The 18,729-nt window shown below is 43.2% G+C and carries 11 protein-coding genes; 7 read left to right on the top strand and 4 right to left on the bottom strand.

The window, feature by feature from the left end:
- Positions 1 to 114: 114 nt before the first annotated feature.
- From DCO56_RS11250 to DCO56_RS11220, 7 genes are all read left to right on the top strand, one after another.
- Complete coding sequence (locus DCO56_RS11250) at positions 115 to 3,297, top strand: SusC/RagA family TonB-linked outer membrane protein (RefSeq protein ID WP_245935824.1); 3,183 nt, start codon at positions 115 to 117, stop codon at positions 3,295 to 3,297.
- Positions 3,298 to 3,311: 14 nt separating this feature from the next.
- Positions 3,312 to 5,210, top strand: a complete 1,899-nt coding sequence (locus DCO56_RS11245; protein WP_108633881.1) for a RagB/SusD family nutrient uptake outer membrane protein — start codon at positions 3,312 to 3,314, stop codon at positions 5,208 to 5,210.
- 28 nt (positions 5,211 to 5,238) lie between these two features.
- The gene (locus tag DCO56_RS11240) at positions 5,239 to 8,118 is read left to right on the top strand and encodes a SusC/RagA family TonB-linked outer membrane protein (protein ID WP_108633880.1); all 2,880 of its coding nucleotides are present in this window, start codon (positions 5,239 to 5,241) and stop codon (positions 8,116 to 8,118) included.
- A gap of 24 nt (positions 8,119 to 8,142) precedes the next feature.
- Complete coding sequence (locus DCO56_RS11235; protein ID WP_108633879.1) at positions 8,143 to 9,903, top strand: RagB/SusD family nutrient uptake outer membrane protein; 1,761 nt, start codon at positions 8,143 to 8,145, stop codon at positions 9,901 to 9,903.
- A gap of 16 nt (positions 9,904 to 9,919) precedes the next feature.
- Positions 9,920 to 10,945, top strand: a complete 1,026-nt coding sequence (locus DCO56_RS11230; protein ID WP_108633878.1) for a DUF5627 domain-containing protein — start codon at positions 9,920 to 9,922, stop codon at positions 10,943 to 10,945.
- Between the two features lie 23 nt (positions 10,946 to 10,968).
- Positions 10,969 to 12,654 carry an endo-1,4-beta-xylanase gene (locus DCO56_RS11225; protein WP_108633877.1) on the top strand — a complete coding sequence of 562 codons (1,686 nt, stop codon included), beginning with the start codon at positions 10,969 to 10,971 and terminating at the stop codon, positions 12,652 to 12,654.
- A 118-nt stretch (positions 12,655 to 12,772) separates the two neighbouring features.
- The gene (locus tag DCO56_RS11220; protein ID WP_108633876.1) at positions 12,773 to 13,624 is read left to right on the top strand and encodes a sialate O-acetylesterase; all 852 of its coding nucleotides are present in this window, start codon (positions 12,773 to 12,775) and stop codon (positions 13,622 to 13,624) included.
- Positions 13,625 to 13,745: 121 nt separating this feature from the next.
- Here the strand turns inward: DCO56_RS11220 and DCO56_RS11215 are convergent, their stop codons facing one another.
- The 4 genes from DCO56_RS11215 to DCO56_RS11200 are packed head-to-tail and all read right to left on the bottom strand — an operon-like array spanning position 13,746 to position 18,655.
- On the bottom strand, positions 13,746 to 14,888 hold the full coding sequence (locus DCO56_RS11215) for an AhpC/TSA family protein (protein WP_108633875.1): 1,143 nt from the start codon (positions 14,886 to 14,888) through the stop codon (positions 13,746 to 13,748).
- A gap of 32 nt (positions 14,889 to 14,920) precedes the next feature.
- Positions 14,921 to 16,342, bottom strand: coding sequence for a PKD-like family lipoprotein (locus DCO56_RS11210; RefSeq protein WP_181390525.1), 1,422 nt, complete (start codon positions 16,340 to 16,342; stop codon positions 14,921 to 14,923).
- A 1-nt stretch (position 16,343) separates the two neighbouring features.
- Entirely contained in the window at positions 16,344 to 17,156 is an 813-nt protein-coding gene (locus DCO56_RS11205) for a DUF4843 domain-containing protein (protein ID WP_108633873.1), read from the bottom strand.
- 11 nt (positions 17,157 to 17,167) lie between these two features.
- Positions 17,168 to 18,655, bottom strand: a complete 1,488-nt coding sequence (locus DCO56_RS11200) for a RagB/SusD family nutrient uptake outer membrane protein (protein ID WP_108633872.1) — start codon at positions 18,653 to 18,655, stop codon at positions 17,168 to 17,170.
- Positions 18,656 to 18,729 lie beyond the last annotated feature (74 nt).

Raw genomic sequence — 18,729 nt, 5'->3', positions numbered from 1 at the left:
CTGGCGATTCATTTAATCAAAATGAACAAAGGGAATACAGGTACAATCGTATCTAGCCAATTAAAGAAAATTTAACCAAGAATTCTTAAACCTATTTATTAATCCACAAATGCTATGATGATTACATTTCCAATCACATTAGTAAGGCATTGGAAAAAGCTATGGGGTATAGCTAGGCCATTCACCTTACTGCTGTTCCTAATCTGTTTTGGACAGTCAACGCTACATGCTCAGGCCAAAAGGCAAATAAAAGGCAGCATCGTTGATAGCAACCACAAGCGAATAAGCGGTGCTTCGATCAAAATAAAGGGTACATCTTTGGCTACGGCCAGTGATGAAAACGGAAGTTTCACCCTTCAAGTACCTGAAGGTAAAAGTTTACTGACCATTTCCAAACTAGGCTATAATCAGGTCGAGGTTGATGTTGCTCAGAAAATTACGATAGAAGTCCAATTAACCGACAAATCTATTGAAATAGAAGAAACCATCGTTGTAGGGTACGGCCGTCAGAAAAAAGAGACTGTCGTAGGTGCGATTGCCCAGACTTCAGGAAAAATTCTGGAGCGTGCAGGTGGCGTCTCCAGTGTGGGCGCAGCCTTAACAGGCAATGTTCCTGGGGTAATCACGACAGCCAGTACGGGCATGCCCGGAGAAGAAGACCCTCGTATTGTCATCCGGGGTCGTAGTACATGGAATAATACGGATCCATTAGTCATGGTCGATGGGGTCGAGAGACCACTATCGGCGGTCGATATCAGTTCCATTGAAACCATATCGGTACTCAAAGATGCATCAGCAACAGCTGTATATGGTGTGAGAGGAGCCAATGGTGTTATCCTCATCACCACCAAACGTGGTAAAGAAGGCCACATGTTGATACGTGGTACTGTTAATAATGTCGTTAAGACCGTTTCGCAGCTCCCAGGTAAAATGGATTCCTACGACGCTCTTATGCTTCGCAATAGAGTGATTGAGTATGAGTTGGGTATAAACCCCGCAAGTTGGGCTGATTATTCGCCACAAGATATTATCAATAAATACCGTTTCCCGGCCGACCAAACCGAACGTGAGCGTTATGTTAATACCGACTGGGCAAAAGAACTCTTTAGAAGCCAAGCATTTTCACAAAACAGCAGTATCAATATTGCCGGCGGAACACCATTTGTCAAATACTTTGCCAATGCAGATTATCTGTATGAAGGAGATCTATTTCGTCAGTTTGAAAACGCCAGAGGCTATAAAGCCGGTTACGGGTTTAATCGTCTCAATGTGCGTTCGAATTTGGATTTCCAACTTACGCCAACAACCAAATTCTCAACAAATCTCGCGGGTTCACGTGGTGTCCGAAAAAGCCCATTTGGTGGTGGCAACGATTATTCCTATTGGATTGCAGCCTACACCGTAGCACCGGATGTTATCTATCCACGTTATTCAGATGGCACCTGGGGGTTCAATGCACCAAACCCAAATGCTGGAATAAACTCGGCCCGTGTACTGGCCATCAGTGGAACCGAGTACATTACCACGAGCCGCATTACAACAGATTTTACACTCGAGCAAGACCTCAAATTTTTGACAAAAGGTCTTAATCTGCGCGGGACAATCTCGCTGGATAATACATTTGTTGAAGGCAGACGTGGTATCAATGACGCCAACAATAACACCCAAAGCAAGTGGATAGACCCCAAAACTGGACTTCCAACCTACCAAATTCCTTTCGATGGAACCAATAGATTCGATTTTGCCGAAGGCATTGATTGGACGACAGAAGCCGGAACAGTAAACAACGCACTCACGTACAGGAGATTATTTTATCAATTGCAATTAAATTACGCAACTACAATAGCTAAAAACCACAATATTTCGGCGATGGGATTGGTCAACCGCAATCAATATGGAAGAGGTAGCACAATCCCCTCCTATCGGGAAGACTGGGTATTCCGTACAACGTATAATTACAAGAATAAGTATATGCTCGAATATAACGGTGCCTATACGGGGTCAGAGAAATTCGCACCCGAAAACAGATTTGCCTTTTTTAATTCAGGAGGTATTGGCTGGTTAGTTTCGGAAGAAAGTTTTATGAAACCTCTTTCACTTGTCAACATGTTAAAACTACGTGCTTCCTACGGTGATATTGGCGACGATAGCGGTGGCGGGCAATTTCTTTATTTAACACAATGGGCCTACGGAGGTACTTCAGGGATGGGTGTTGATGGGCGATTTTCCTACTCCGATGGAAATACCAGCCCATACGTCTGGTATAAAGAAAATGTGCTTGGAAACCCAAATATCCGCTGGGAAAAAGTTAAAAAGTTAAATTTCGGTGTGGATTTTGGCCTATTCAACGGACAGATTTCTGGAAAGGTCGACTTCTTTAAGGATCATAGGACGAATGTGCTTATTACCGGCGGTGGAAGATCTATTCCATCATATTTTGGCGTAGAGGCCCCAACGGCCAACCTTGGAGAGGTAGAAAATAAAGGTTATGAGGTCGAACTGAAGTTCAATAAGCAACTCAATACCAATTGGAGAATATGGGCAGATATCAATTTTACCCATGCCAAAGACAAAGTCATCAATGCCGATGCTCCTGAATTGTTGCCCGAATATCAGAAACCAGACAATAAACAGGTGAATCAGACCTATTCATATGTTAGCTCCGGATATTACAATACTTGGGATGAACTTTATGGCAGCACCATGCATGAAAGCAATGACCTTGCTAAGCTGCCCGGCAATTATCATATACTGGATTATAACGGTGATGGTATTATCGATACCAAGGACAATATTCCCTATGCCTTTCCCTCTGTTCCACAAAACACATACAATTGTACGATTGGATTCGACTGGAAAAATTTCAGTGTCATGACCCAGTGGTATGCGGTCAATAATGTCACCCGCCAAGTTGTGTTTAATAGCTTTTCAGGTCAGCTTAACTTGGCCTATGAAGAAGGTTCGTATTGGTCAAAAGACAACAGCAATGCCGATGTACCACTACCACGTTGGCTATCTCAATCAAGTAGTTATGCCTCTGGTAACAGATATATGTTTGATGGTTCATACATCCGATTGAAAACCGCTGAAATTGCCTACAATTTTAATCGCGAATCCAGCATGATCAAACGCCTGGGTCTTCAAAATCTTCGCCTTTTCTTAAATGGCAACAACTTGGTTTTCTGGTCCAAAATGCCCGATGACCGAGAATCCAATTACGCGGGCACAGGTTGGGCTTCCCAAGGAGCTTATCCTACGGTAAAGCGATTTAATCTAGGTGCAAACATTACATTTTAAAGCAATTTAGAAAGATGAAAAAGTATTTCAAGGTAATCCTAATAACTAGCATGGTCTGGTCGTCTACATCACTACTGTCATGCAATAAATATCTCGACAAAGAGGAACAGTCCAATATATCACCCAAAGAAGCATTTAAAAACTTTGTTAATTTCCAAGGTTATACCGAAGAGCTGTACAACTGCGTGGTCAATTTCAGCAACAACTACTGGACTAATTCCTGGAACTGGGGTGAGGATGAAATAACCTCCACAGCGAACAATTTTCATTTCGTAAACAAAATAGACCAAGGTAATTTCTGGGGTTGGCAACGAGAATCGGACGGCTGGGGTGCGGGCTGGATGGATCAAGGAGATTTCACCACCAACAACAATGACGTATTTGCCAACCGTGCCTTTCGTGATCTTTGGAGCGCCTCCTGGTTTGGTCTGCGGAAAATAAGCCTTGGCTTAGAGAATATCGACAAACTGACCGAAGCAACACAGGAAGAAAAGGACCTGATAAAGGGCCAATTATTATTTTTCCGGGGTTGGTTTCACCACCGACTGATGGAATATTTTGGTGGTATGCCTTATATTAATTATGTACTGCCTAGCGACGAAAAGCTTCGGTTACCAAGACTGAGCTATCAGGCTTGCGCTGATTTAGCGGCCGCTGATTTTAGGGAAGCAGCCAACTTGCTACCAATCGACTGGGACAATACGACCGCTGGGAAGCGTACACTGGGGAAAAACCAGTTGCGCATCAATAAAATCATGGCGCTAGCCTATCTTGGCAAAAACTACCTTTGGGCTGGAAGTCCGTTGATGAATTTACAGTCCACGGGGAGTAAAACCTATCATGCTGATTATTGCAAAAAAGCGGCTCAAGCTTTTGGCGAATTGCTATCCCTTGTCGAGAGTGGACAGACGAACTATGCCCTTGTTCCCATGGCCAATATCCATTTAAATTTTTACACAACGGGACAAAACTGGGCCATGCCTGGTAGCACAGAAGCTATTTTTAGAGGGCCTTATATTGATGCATGGGTATCTAACTGGGGAACAAGCAAGCAATATATTCCCCTGGAAGTTGGTGATGGCGACCTCAAGTTTAACCCAACAGCGAATTATGTAGATTACTATGGCATGAAAAACGGCCTGCCGATCAAGGACATTACCCAGTCCGATGCGGAGTCGGGATACAATGCCGAATATCCCTGGAAAGATCGTGATCCACGTTTTTACAAGGATATTATTTTTGATGGCACAAAAGTGATTCAGGGAAATATGTCGGCATCAGAAGAAAAAAACCGCTACGCTAATCTATTCACAGGCGGAAGCTATCGGGATATTCGTACAGGAAGTCAGACGGGCTACGTCTTACGCAAATTTATCCCTTTAACATCCAATAAATATGATCAAGCCTATAGTTACGGAACCAATCTTCATATTTACGTCCCTTACATGCGCCTTGCTGATGTCTATCTGATGTATGCCGAGTCCGCCATGATGGCTTCCAATTCGGCCACGGGCAAAGCCGACAATTACGGTAAAACAGCTGTCGATGCCATCAATATCGTACGCAACCGCGCCGGTGTGGGCCATGTAGACAGCAAATTTCTCAGCTCCGCAGCATCCCTGCTCCCCGAGCTACGTCGCGAACGTGCTGTGGAACTTGCATTCGAAGGTCACCGTTTTAACGATTTACGGCGTTGGCTTTTATTAACTGAGGCTCCATATACGCAAAAAAAATCAGTTTCATTTGACCGGAGCGGAACATTCAACACGATAGATCCTTCCAAAAACCGTGTTGTCAATCTCAAAGAAAATATGCTCTTGGAACGCAAATTTACAAGCAAGCACTATTGGTTGCCCCTAAAAGTCAGAGATGTCAACATGTATCACGAGTTCTATCAGAACCCAGGTTGGTAACAAGTTTTTCATTTAATCATTCAAAAAAATGAAGTACAAAAAATTAAGAATAGCACTATGTCTTGGATTGAGCTGGATGGCTATTGCTGAAAGTATAGCCAAAGAATCCTTTCATCCAACCATTGGACAATATAAAAATATAACCCCAATATTATCGGTTGGCAGTCTTCAGGACAGTATCGGCACAGATAGTGCCACACTTGTACAAGTTGCTTTCCAGAAAGTTCAGAAAAAAGATCTCATGGGCAATGTCCAATCCATCAACATCCCGCAATTGCTCGACAAGAGCTACAACACCTTCAGTTTGGAAAATCTCGATGCCTTTATTCCCGGTTATAACGGTAATATCTGGGGGATGAGTAACTACCTGGTCTTAGTGGATGGTTTTCCGCGCGACGCCAATAACGTTATGCCGACCGAGATCGATCAAATCAGTGTACTGAAAGGAGTCAATGCCATCGCACTCTATGGGAGTCGGGCGGCAAAAGGTGTCATCAGTATTAACACCAAACGCGGAGAGGCTGGCGGTCAGCAGATAAAAATCAGGGCCAATAGCGGCATCAATACGGCAATCAGTTATCCAGAATACCTAGGCTCTGCCGAATATATGACGCTATACAACGAGGCCCGGCAAAATGACGGTCTCTCGGCACTCTACAGCGCCGAAACCATCTACCAGCATGCAGCCGGAACAAATCCTTTCCGATACCCAAATGTCGATTACTATTCTTCGGACTATATCAAAGACCATTATAATCGCTACGATGCCACGGCCGAAATCTCAGGAGGAAATCAGCGGGCACAATATTATACCAACTTTGGTTTTTGGTCCGAAGGATCTATGCTCAACTTTGGACAGGCGAAGAAAAATGGTGGTGCCAATAGATTTAATATGCGTGGCAACATCGACGTCAAAGTCAGCGACCTCATCTCATTAAATGTAGATGCAGCAGCCAGTTTTTATATTTCCAAGGGCGTTAACGCTGATTATTGGGGGGCTGCCGCTACGATGCGTCCCCATCGCTTCTCTCCGCTTATTCCGATTGACATGATTGAAGACGGTGATACCAACTCGATGATCTATGTCAATAACAGTAGTTTTCTCATTGATGGCAAATACCTGCTGGGGGGAAGTCAGCTGGACCAGACCAATGCCTTTGCGAATGTTTACGCCGGTGGTACCACGCGTCTTCTCAACCGGCAGTTTCAATTTAATACAGGTTTAAATTTTGATTTGAAAAATATCCTGGAAGGCCTGGTTTTCAAGACCAACCTCGCAGTAGATTACCTTTCCAATTACAGTCAATCCTATAACAACAATTATGCGGTCTATCAGGCTTCTTGGAACAACTATAACGGCAATGATCTAATTAGCAGCTTAACAAAATATGGCGATGACCGTATATCTGGTGTACAAAATATTAGCGGTAGTAACTATCGACAAACCATTGGTTTTAATGGATCCTTAAACTTTAACCGCATATATGATAATAAGCATCACCTGTCAGCAATTCTCTTGGCCAATGCTTACCAAATTGGAGCATCTGGCAGCTATCACAAAACCAGTAATGCCAATTTGGGGCTTCAGTTAGGCTATAATTATTTGGGTAAATATTATGTTGACTTTAGCAGCGCTTATAGCCATTCTGCGAAATTACCGAAAGGAAACAGACAGGCCCTCTCCCCTACATTGGCTGTTGCCTGGCGTCTTTCAAAAGAAAATTTTATGGCAAACAGCAAAGTTGTCAACGACCTCAGGTTATCTGCTTCAGCAGGTATCTTGAATACCGACTTGGACATTAGCGATTATTTCCTGTATCAAGGCTATTATACCTACAACAATGGAGCCTGGTATAGTTGGGCGGATGGCGCATTAGTACACTCTTTTGATCGGCGCAGGGGCGACAATCCAAATATGAAATTCCCAAAACGCAAGGAATTCAACATCAACCTTGAAGGCGGGTTATACAACAACCTGATCACCTTCAATACCTCCTACTTTTTCAATCGTATGACTGGCGGTTTGGTACAAGCGACAACACAATATCCGATGTACTTTATGACAGGCTGGCCTGTTTACTCGGATCTTCCCTATATCAATTATAGCAGTGACGAGCGAAAAGGTGTTGATTTTGGCATTAACTTGAACAAACAGATCGACAAAACTTTTGTATCGCTAGGCTTCAATGGGATGTATTATTCAACCAAGGCAGTACAACGGGACGAACTCTATCAGTTTGCCTATCAAAATAGGGCAGGAAAACCGCTGGATGCGATATGGGGTTTACAGCATGATGGTTTTTATAGGAGCCAATCCGATATTGACAATTCAGCCTTGTCTTCATTTGGTGAAGTAAAACCCGGTGATATCAAGTATAAAGACCAAAATGGGGACGGCACCATTGATACGCGAGACGAAGTCTATTTGGGCAAAGGCGGATGGGCCGGTGCGCCACTTACACTGGGCCTCAATCTAACGGTAAAATGGAACAATTTCACACTATTTGCTGCTGCAACTGGACAGTTCGGTGCCCAAGCCATGAAAAACAGCTCGTACTTTTGGGTAGATGCGGAGGACAAATATTCAGTGGTAGTACGTGACCGCTGGACAGAATCGACCAAGGAAACTGCGACCTATCCTCGCCTCACGACTTTCAATAGTGATAACAACTTTCGAAGTTCAGACTTTTGGCTTTATAAGACCGATCGAATCAACCTGTCTAAAGTGCAGCTATCCTACGATTTCCCCAAACGCATGCTCAATTCGAAATTTATTCATGAACTGGGGATTTATGCCAATGGAGCTAACTTATTGACCATCGCAAAGGAAAAAGAAATAATGCTGCTAAATATTGGGCAAGCACCACAGACACGATTTTTCAACTTCGGTCTCAAGGCCCTATTTTAATCATGAATATTTAAGGAGACAATTATGAAAAGAATATTAACCATAGCTATCCTAGCCAGCCTACTGTTTTCTTCCTGTGAAGATATGTTTGAGCCAGCGATAGAGAATAATCTCGAACTCGAGACAGCGAATAGCCGTCCTTTATATGCACAGGGACTGCTTCTGAACGGTTACAACCGGATTCCCAGCAATAGCTACAGCTTTGATGACGTCGCGACCGACAATGCGGTGAGCAACGATAAGAACAATAGTTATCTAAAATCGGCAACTGGACAGTGGACAAGCATAAACAACCCCTTCGATCAATGGCGCAACAGTTATGCAGCCATACAGTATCTAAACAACTTTCTGTCCTTAACGGATCAGGTCGAATGGGCCATGGAACCAAAAGTCAGCATCCTGTTCAACGACCGGATGAAGGGTGAAGCCTATGGCCTTCGTGCGCTGTTTATGTTCCATCTCCTACAGGCGCATGCCGGTAAGTCAAGCACAGGAGAAATACTGGGTGTACCAATTCATTTGACTCCCGAGACCGTCAATTCAGATTTCAATCAACCTCGGGCTTCATTTGAAGCCTGTATGCAACAGTTGTACGATGATATTAAAAAAGCGGAGGATTTATTGCCGATGGATTATGAAAATATCAGTAACGATAGCCAAGTTCCAGCTAAATATGCAGGTTCAATCAATTTCAATGACTATAATCGTGTATTTGGCTCCACTTTCAAGTTACGGATGACCAAACGTATCGCGCAGGCTATTCGTGCAAGAGCAGCGCTATTAGCAGCAAGTCCGGCCTATAGTGAGGGCAGTAAAACGACCTGGGAGCAAGCCGCTACTTATGCGGGTCAGGTCATCCAGGCAAAAGGTGGCCCAACTGGAATCGATTCTAAAGGGTTTACTTGGTACATCAAGGATGTAGTCGATGGCTTAACCTCCGGATCTAATCCTGCGGAGATTCTATGGCGTACCGATAAGGGAAATAGCAACAGCATGGAACAGGATCACTTTCCCCCTACGTTGTTTGGCAGAGGCCGGCTCAACCCAACGCAAAACCTGGTGGATGCCTTCCCCATGGAAAATGGTTATCCCATTGCAGATGCCAATTCGACCTACAATAAAGCCAACCCCTACGATAAACGGGATCCCCGGTTGAAGGCCTATATCATTGTCAATGGTGCGACGGCGGGTGTCAGCACTACAGCAATCAATACAACAGCCAATAGTCCGACAAATGACGGCTTGAACAAAGTCGAAACATCTACACGAACAGGCTATTATTTAAAAAAGCTCTTACGCCAGGATGTGAATTTAAATCCATCATCTTCTACCCAACAGATGCATTTCAATGCTCGTATACGGATGACCGAAATGTATCTGGCTTATGCCGAAGCGGCTAATGAAGCCTGGGGACCTACGGGTATGGGGACCTTTACGTTCTCGGCCTATGATATAATCAAAGCTATTCGCAGACGTGCAGGTGTAGGCACTAACAATGGAGATCCTTACCTGGAGCAGGTAAAAAATAATAAAGATGAAATGCGGCAGCTGATCCGAAACGAACGCCGACTTGAGCTTTGCTTCGAAGGATTTCGGTTTTGGGATCTGCGCCGCTGGAAAATGGATATTAATGTTGCCGCCACAGGAATAAGTATTACCAATAACAATTATACAGAAATTCCTGTAGAAAATAGGCTTTATGAAACTTATATGAATTACGGTCCAATCCCCTACAGTGAGGTACTCAAATACAGCAATCTTGCACAAAATATAGGCTGGAATTAAATTTAAAATACACACGATGAAAAAGATCAATTTCCTGTACGCGATGGCTTTAGTAAGCCTGGCGTCCTGCAAAAATAACGAATGGGAGTTCCCGGACTTCGAATTTCAATCAGTATACTTCGCCTATCAGACACCCGTCAGAACAGTGACTCTGGGCGAAGACATCTTTGACAACAGTCTCGACAACCAACATAAGGTAAAAGTCATGGCAACCACTGGCGGTGTGTACAACAACGGAAAAGATATCCGTATCGATTTTGTTGTTGACAATAGCCTTACACATGGACTCAGCTACCCTAATGGGCAGCCGATCACGCCATTGCCGACCGATTACTATCAGCTCTCAGGCAACCAGATCAACATTCCGAGTGGTAGTCTTACGGGCGGCGTGGAGGTACAGCTGACCGATGCTTTTTTTGCCGATCCCAAGTCGCTCGAAACATATTACGTCTTACCGTTAAGGATGACAAAGGTTGTCAATGCCGATTCCATACTATCCGGTAAAACTTCCTTACAGACTGCCAATAGGGCAATTGCATCCGACTGGGATGCCGTACCAAAAGATTTTACCTTCTATGCCCTCAAATATATCAATCCTTGGCATGGCAATTACCTTCGTCGCGGCACCGATCAGATCGTTGGCAAAGGTGCTAACAGCAACTTGACTAAAAATGTTGTCAGGCGCCAGGCTTATGTCGAAAAAGATGAAGTCAAAAACCTCACGACGGCGGCACTTAAGAGGTCGATCTTGCCCCTCGCTTTTAAGGGAGCAGATGATGTGGACATCAATGTCAATCTGAACTTAACCTTTGATGACGAAAACAATTGCAGCATTAGCTCCGCCAGTTCCGGGATTTCAGTTACGGGAACAGGAAAGTTTGTCAAACGGGGCGAAAAAAATAGCTGGGGAAATGCGGACAGGGATGCGCTTTATCTATCCTATGCTATTGAAATGACAGAAATGAGTGTTACAAGCAAGGATACGCTGGTGATGCGGGACAGATCCGTCAAAATGGAAACTTTTACGCCAATCAAAAAGTAGTATCAAATCAATCATGAAAAACCATGAAAAAAATCAATAAAACTATCGTCATCCTACTTTCGCTCGGCACCGTCTGGAGTTCCTGTTCCAAATATCACGCTCCGGAATATACAGTCGATAAACCGGAAAAAGTACTCGCACAAGAAGATATAAACGCCTACAATCCCCTAAAAAGTTATTTAGACAAACAGGCAAATCCAGGGTTTAAACTTGGCGTTGCACTCAACATGAATGACTATTTCAACAAAGGGGTACTGTACCGACTTGCAAACCGCAATTTTGAAGAGATGGTCATGGGCTATGAAATGAAGCATGGCTCCATTGTGCAAGCCGACGGAAGCCTGAATCTATCAGGTGTAGAACAGCTGATCACAGCCGCACAGGAAAACAACATGGCGTTATATGGGCATACGTTGTGCTGGCACTCGGGACAGAATGCCGCCTATCTGAATAAGTTAATCGCTCCTGTTGTTATACCAGGTTCGGGTGGCCCGGCACTAGCTGGTCATGCTTTAAAAATGAGCAACCCTTCTGTTGTCAATCCCTGGGAAGCACAGACAGCTTATGGCATTAATCCCACCGAGGTGGGTAAAGAGTATGTCTTGAAGATTGTTGCTCGGGGCACTAAAGCGGGCAACATAGGCATCGATTTGCAGACTAGCTCCAATTTTACCGGGGACAATATGGGTACCTTAGCATTAACGACAAGTTACAAAGAGTACGAACTCAAAGTTACTGCAACTGCTGACCGCAATCGTCTTATCATCAACTTCGGCCAATACGACGGCACTATTTTTATCGACAAGGTCGTGCTCACAAAAACAGGTAGTTCAGCCAATCTGATTGCCAACGGGGACTTTGAAAGCAATATTGATGGCTGGGGCGGCTGGGGAAATAACTCTACTAGAGCACAGTCTGCAGATGGTGAGGGTTATGGCAGTCCTGGAGGCTACATTATTGAAAAAACACCGGCAGAGAAAGAAACCATACTCACCAAAGCGCTGGAGACATTTATTGCTGGTATGCTGGAAAAAACCAAAGGTTATATCAAAGCCTGGGATGTCGTTAACGAACCGATGTCCGACTGGCCAGACCAATATGCCTTAAAGACCGGAATCGGAAAAACCGATCTGGCTGATGACGAATTCTACTGGCAGGATTACTTAGGGAAAGATTATGCCGTAAAAGCCTTCCAGCTTGCCCGCAAATATGGCAATGCCAACGATCTCCTATTCATCAATGACTATGGCTTAGAAGGCAGTGGCAACAAATGTAAGGGGCTGATCGCCTATGTCAGCTACATCGAAAGCAAAGGTGTTAAAGTGGATGGGATCGGCACCCAGATGCACATCGATATCAATACCAGCAAAGACAATATCGTCAGTATGTTCAATCTATTGGCCGCCACAGGTAAGATGGTCAAAGTATCCGAGCTTGATATTGGCTTAGGAAATGGCATCAAGACTAGCAATGCCACTGCTGAGATGTATCAGAAACAAGCTGACCTGTACAGATTTGTCGTTGAGAAATATCTCGAAATCATTCCAAAAGATAAACAGTACGGTATTACCATATGGAGCCCATTGGATAGCCCCGATCATGAGAGTTCATTCTGGCGTCGCGGAGAGCCAATTGGTTTATGGACCGAAGGATTTGTCCGAAAACCCGCTTACCAGGCTGTTATTGAAGCTTTGATGCAAAAGAGATAGATCATAAACTACTAAAACGAAACACTTATTTTTTCCAAATCCCTTACATACATCCTTTTTCGCGGTAGGTAATACTTACCGCGAATATTTTTTTTAACAAAAACATTCAAAATTCACCATGCAACAAAAATTTTCTAACATTTTGCAGCTTCTTATTCTATTTTACAGTTTAACTGCAACAGCAGCTTTCGCCCAAGACAAAAACTTTCATATATACCTTTGTTTTGGACAATCCAATATGGAGGGCCATGGTCAATTCGAACCACAGGATACCATCACCAATAGTCGGTTCCATGTACTTGCGGCAGTAGACTGCCCCGAATTGGGAAGGCAGTATGGCAAGTGGTCTCCCGCCCGTGCACCGCTCACGCGTTGTCATACGGGACTTACACCTGCAGATTATTTTGGCAGAATGCTTGCAGAAAATCTTTCCCAAAATATCGAGATCGGTGTCATCAACGTTTCGGTAGGTGGTTGCCATATTCAGTTATTTGATCAAGACAGCACGGCCAGTTATGTGTCAAAGGCACCGGAATGGATGAAATCCATGCTTGCAGCTTATGACAATAACCCGTATCAAAGACTTGTAGCATTAGCCAAAATAGCACAACAGAAAGGTGTAATCAAAGGCATCTTACTTCATCAGGGCGAATCCAACACTGGCGATCGCCAATGGCCTAATAAAGTGAAAAAAGTATATGGAAATCTATTGCGCGATTTGCACTTGAAAGCAGACGAAGTGCCCCTACTTGCAGGCGAACTCCTATCGGCCGAAGCCGGAGGCAAATGCGCAAGCATGAACAGCATCATCCAGACCTTGCCTGCCACTGTACCGACAGCCCATATCGTCTCCTCAGCAGACTGTGCCGGCATTGGCGATGGACTGCACTTTAGTCCGGCGGGATATCGGCAACTGGGCAAAAATTATGCGACCAGCATGCTTAAGATTCTGAAGAAAACACAGCAATAAAAAAGCTAGGGATTCAATCCCTAGCTATAATATATTCCCGTCGTATTGAAGATCATCAATGTATGTATCTTTCATATACGGCATCATTCCGTTCACGGGTCAATGAACATGCACTAGCTCCTTAGTTTCCAAAAATTTTGGCCAATTCCTGATGCAGCAGTTCTCCTTTAATATTGATCGCAACAATGTTTCCTTTCGGATCCACCAGATAATTCTGTGGCACAGCACGTACGCCATATAATACTGCAGCCTCATTGCTCCAGCCCTTTAGATCTGCGACATGTACCCAAGGCAATCCATCATCCTTAATCGCTTTTACCCAGGCATTTTTCCCTTTTGTATCATCCAGGGATACAGCGAGCACTTCCAATCCCTTACTTTTATATTTGTTGTATGCCTTCAATAAGTTGGGGTTTTCAGCACGACAAGGACTACACCAGCTTGCCCAAAAGTCGATCAGCACATACTGGCCTTTAAAATCGGATACTTTGACCATTTTCCCATTTGTGTCCGGTTGGGAAAAATCAGGAGCCTTATTGCCAATTTTCACACTCCTTTCAGCTAGAAAGCGTGCTTCCAGCTGCCGTGCATTCGTCATTTGACGCACCTCTTTGGACAGCTTCAAAAATAAAGGTTCAATCTCACTGAGCTTGCGTTTATTGGCCGCATCTATAAGCGCATCCACCGCAAAGATTGAACTCGGATTTTTTGCTGCAAATGCCAGTTCCTTTACCCGACGTGCTTCAAACTTTGCCTCAAACTTTTCGTGAATCGCTTTGTACTGTTCATTGGCGTCAGCTGCATTTTTATCTACCGCAGCAAAAGCCCTGTTTCCGGCATCAATAATATCCATGAAACCACCGCCAATTTCATTTAAATAAGCGACATACGCGTTATGCAACGGCGACCCTTTTATGGCAGCGGTACGCAACGAATCTTTGATGGTCATGTTGTAAGTCTCATTGGCCAAATAAAAGTATAAACGGTCACCAATATTCTGTGCGATCAATTTTCCTTTGCCCTCTTGATCAAAAACCATTCTTGAATAAGCAGGCTCCTCTACTGTCCCTTTAAAACTAAACTTGCCATTCACAATAGCAGACGAATCCGATGCCGGAAATCCATCTTTTGTATAATCCAGATACACTTTTTTACCATTGAAAGCTTTTGGTACACTTCCATTGATCTGGAAATTTGCTTGCTGCGCAAATGATGCCACGGGTAAAAATGCCAGTGCCAAAGCTGCTATTTTTAAATTTTTCATGTTTATATGATTAGATTTTATTTTTATTCTTTTTACTTACGCCAGGTCATGTCAACAGGATTTCCCGGAATACCCTCGATTTTTTTGACAAGCTCGCCATTTTTACCGACTTGAATATCGAGATAATAGAGTGTTCCTACTGATCCAACAATAAGAGTATTCTCATCATCCTCTAATTTGAGCATAGTGACCTCGCTCTTAATAGCTGTCTTTAATAGCTGCACTTGTTCACTCAAAGGGTTGTAGCGAAAAACTTGATTTTGTACTGCAACGTAAATATAACCACTACGACTTGCCAACATTTTTGTATCAGCGGTGATCCATTCTGGCCGTATAAAAAGTCGTTTATGACCCGAAGTGAAGTTAAATGGCCCCGAAAAGTTCACATTAAACATCAACTCATAGATTTGACCAGTTGCATTTTTCACATAAGCGTAGGTGTCCGCATTATTGATCTGCACCAACTGCAACAAGTCCATACCTACATTAGTAGGATTAAAAATAGCTGAATTAATCGCACTATACTGCGTTCCAAAATACATCGGTGACCCATAGAGATTAATGCGGACAAATTGTTTCTTATTTTTTTCAAAAGCAATGACCGTATAATTGTTGTTAGCTGTAGAAAGCACAAATTTCGAAGCCAAGTCATACTCCCCATCCGCATACGTACCAAACATCCCATAGGTTGCCGACTGATCCCATGTTGTTGTTGCTCCACCATAGAATTTATCATTGATTACACCCAATAGAACCCCTTGTGGATGCGCCTGAAGATTCCCAACCTTAATGGTCGAAGGAGCTAAAAAGAAATTATCGAATAAAGTCCCAGGCTTTAAACTCTCCTTTTTTAGGGTATTAACATTCAAGCGAACTCCGGCTTGCTTCGAAATAATCCAATATCCTAACGGCGTATTGCTCGTAAATTGGTTCCTTACATAGTGCAACTGCAAAGGGTCTACCGGTAGAGGTTGCCCATTAATAACTTCATAGATATTAGGCTGAACACTGTTGTCAGGTTTAATAAAAGAGAGTTTACCAGTACCCTGATCCTGAGATAAGACCAAAGTACCCCTAGAAAACTCTGTCACCCCCTGGATTTTAAAAGGGTAAAAATATTTCATCCCATTAGCTTTGTTTGTTACAGTAAGCCGAGCGGTATAACGTTTTGCTTCTAGACCAAAAACTATCCTTAGCGCATTCCCTTTATAATGGTTGGCTTCTGGCACAAGGGCCTCCGGAACATCAATACGCCAATCACATTCCAGATCTTCGGTAGCTATACCTGTAATTTTAGGCTGTACAATAAGACTATCGCCTGTCATTGCTTCATAGAGCGTATCCAAATTTTGTAACACCGGTGACTCAGGCATATCGATAACATAATTTCCTTTGTCCTTATAGCAGGCCGCTAACAAACTCAATACGACAATGCTTATTATCAACTTTTTCATTTTATCTAAGCTCCTTTCCTGATTCATCAATAAAGAAAAATTTACCCACGCCAGTATTTTTTTTCAACTGAATTGGTCGATTGGGATTGTCCTTATGGTAGAAGATATAGCTTTGACCATTATCCCTGCTTTCCAACACATAGCCTCTTTCAGGATGGTCCGCTACCCATTTAAAAGGATCATTAAGCATAATGGTCAACAAATTGGCAAAGTAGAGGTTCTTTGGAGCATCCAATCCCTCGGTGGACAGCTGCCGCTGTTCTGTTGCTATAAAAAACAATTGATGCCTTACCCTTGAATATTCACCCAATGGCGACCAATTATCCCACCAATTTGGTTTTTCCAGTTGTGCTGAAAGAACGATATATGTTCGTATCAGCCGCGGATCATCAATACCGAAATCTGGGCTTGCTTTCAATTTTAAGATAAGCGATACTGATTTTTCTTCTAAATCCCTGGTATTATGGATAATTAATGGGACATAGCCAATTCCGCGATCTGCTTCCAAGGGATATTCTGCGAACAATGCTTCATAATGTTCACTACTCCGTGCAGTGGAGGAATCCTTCTCCACGTAAACCTGAAAATGGCGCTGATCTCCCATCCGATTGCCCATTAACCGAACAGGGATATAAAGTGTATCCGATGCTCTGGTCATTTCATAGGCAAAAGTATATACGATACTATCGCGTGCTTGTGAACTCAGATCGAAATAAACATTAGAAGCTGCGTCGTATGTTTTTAGTTCTGTTTTCTGACAAGAAAAGAACAGGAATAAAACAAATGGCAGCAGTATATAACTATTTTTTTTCATTCTATTTTATATTAGCGTTGTCCATAAGTTATTTCATCACTCGGCAATGGCCATACAAAGATTTTTTGGTTTGCTGGAATGACGGTGCCTTTTTCTCCAATAATAGGAGCGTTTAAACGCTTATAAGCATAAAAAAGCTGGCCTTCGGCATACATCTCCTTACGGTATTCCTTGAGTAATTCTGTGCGGAATTTTGTCACCGTCGATACGTCTGCAGGTTCTCCTATACCGCGCTGTATGCGCACCTGATTCAGATATTGTGCCGCTACAGTAGGGTTGCTTTCATAGTTACATTCAGCAGCAATATAGTAGAGCTCGCTTAAGCGTATCGCTGGCGCCATTAGATAATGCAGATTAGCCTCAAAATCATCACTGAATGTGTTTCTATTGTATTTTACTAGCGAACTTAAAGCCGTAGTGCCCACACTCACCGAACCGAACCATTGGGTATAACGAAGATCACCGCCGCCGTTTCCACCAACTTCATAAATTGTCCGTCCCTCTTCTTTATCCAGATTCATCCGCCCCGTACTAAACCATTCTTGATTATACTCCAGGTTCATTCCGGGAATATACCAGGCAAATAAAAGCTCTTTATAAAGAATCCTGTCCTTCTTATCCTCCTTGACGGATTGAAAATCAGTGTTATTTGTCCAAGGAAATTTATTGGACGCAATGACTTCCAGCGCATTTGCTAAAGCGTTGGATTTATCTCCTTTATAGAGATACACCCGGGCTAGCGCACCACATACGGCATAATAATTCAGCCGATGTCTCCTATTTTGCAAAAAGAGACTGCTACTGCTCAATTCTGAGTTCGCCAACGTGTCCCTTTCTGTTGGATAACCTACCACATAAGAAGCCGCGCGTATTGGATCTACCTTTAATAAATCTTTCGCGATCGTCAGATCTGCAATGACAGAATCCAGCACTGCGGACACTTTGCTCAAGGGCGTCGTTTTATTTGAATATTTTGTAACATAGGGAATTGCATCTGCCTGCGCATTCACGATAGGTGCTGGAGCAAACAAACGTAAGGCGTCGAAATGAAGGAACGCACGCAAAGCCAGCGCCTCACCCTTGATCAAAGCATAGTTGTCTCCAACAAACAGATTTCTTTTTCCATCGATTTCGGCTAATAAAAGATTAGCATTCACTATCCCATGATATAAACCTTTCCAAATATTGTCTTTGCGATCTTTAAAGTCACCGTCATCGTATAAAAATCGCGCGGTCTTTTGATAACGAAGAGGATCATTGTTTGGAATGGTATAATTCTGTACGAGGACTTCAGGTGTGCCAATTGTCAATTCTTTACCGTAGAGATCGCCGTTAGCACAGCGGGTATAGATTCCCAATAGTGCTTCCTTAAAACCATCCTCCGTAGTAAAGAGCCGGTCTTTTTCGACCTCACTCTGTGGCTGTATATCCAGCCACTTCTGACAGGAAAACAGAAAGATACTGCAAAGTAAGAGGATAAATATATTTTTCTTTTTCATATGTTAGTTCGTTTGTATCAAGCAATTTTCAAGAATAAGATTGTTATCAATCTACATTCTTGGTCTTAGCAAAC

It is taken from the genome of Sphingobacterium athyrii (assembly GCF_003071065.1).
GTDB lineage: Bacteria > Bacteroidota > Bacteroidia > Sphingobacteriales > Sphingobacteriaceae > Sphingobacterium > Sphingobacterium athyrii.
Note: the sequence above shows the minus strand (reverse complement) of the source record. Positions and strands in the feature narration are given on the sequence as shown.

Coding starts and splice junctions, on each gene's coding strand:
- DCO56_RS11250 (WP_245935824.1), top strand. CDS start 115: ATGATGATTACATTTCCAATCACATTAGTAAGGCATTGGAAAAAGCTA.
- DCO56_RS11245 (WP_108633881.1), top strand. CDS start 3,312: ATGAAAAAGTATTTCAAGGTAATCCTAATAACTAGCATGGTCTGGTCG.
- DCO56_RS11240 (WP_108633880.1), top strand. CDS start 5,239: ATGAAGTACAAAAAATTAAGAATAGCACTATGTCTTGGATTGAGCTGG.
- DCO56_RS11235 (WP_108633879.1), top strand. CDS start 8,143: ATGAAAAGAATATTAACCATAGCTATCCTAGCCAGCCTACTGTTTTCT.
- DCO56_RS11230 (WP_108633878.1), top strand. CDS start 9,920: ATGAAAAAGATCAATTTCCTGTACGCGATGGCTTTAGTAAGCCTGGCG.
- DCO56_RS11225 (WP_108633877.1), top strand. CDS start 10,969: ATGAAAAAAATCAATAAAACTATCGTCATCCTACTTTCGCTCGGCACC.
- DCO56_RS11220 (WP_108633876.1), top strand. CDS start 12,773: ATGCAACAAAAATTTTCTAACATTTTGCAGCTTCTTATTCTATTTTAC.
- DCO56_RS11215 (WP_108633875.1), bottom strand. CDS start 14,888: ATGAAAAATTTAAAAATAGCAGCTTTGGCACTGGCATTTTTACCCGTG.
- DCO56_RS11210 (WP_181390525.1), bottom strand. CDS start 16,342: ATGAAAAAGTTGATAATAAGCATTGTCGTATTGAGTTTGTTAGCGGCC.
- DCO56_RS11205 (WP_108633873.1), bottom strand. CDS start 17,156: ATGAAAAAAAATAGTTATATACTGCTGCCATTTGTTTTATTCCTGTTC.
- DCO56_RS11200 (WP_108633872.1), bottom strand. CDS start 18,655: ATGAAAAAGAAAAATATATTTATCCTCTTACTTTGCAGTATCTTTCTG.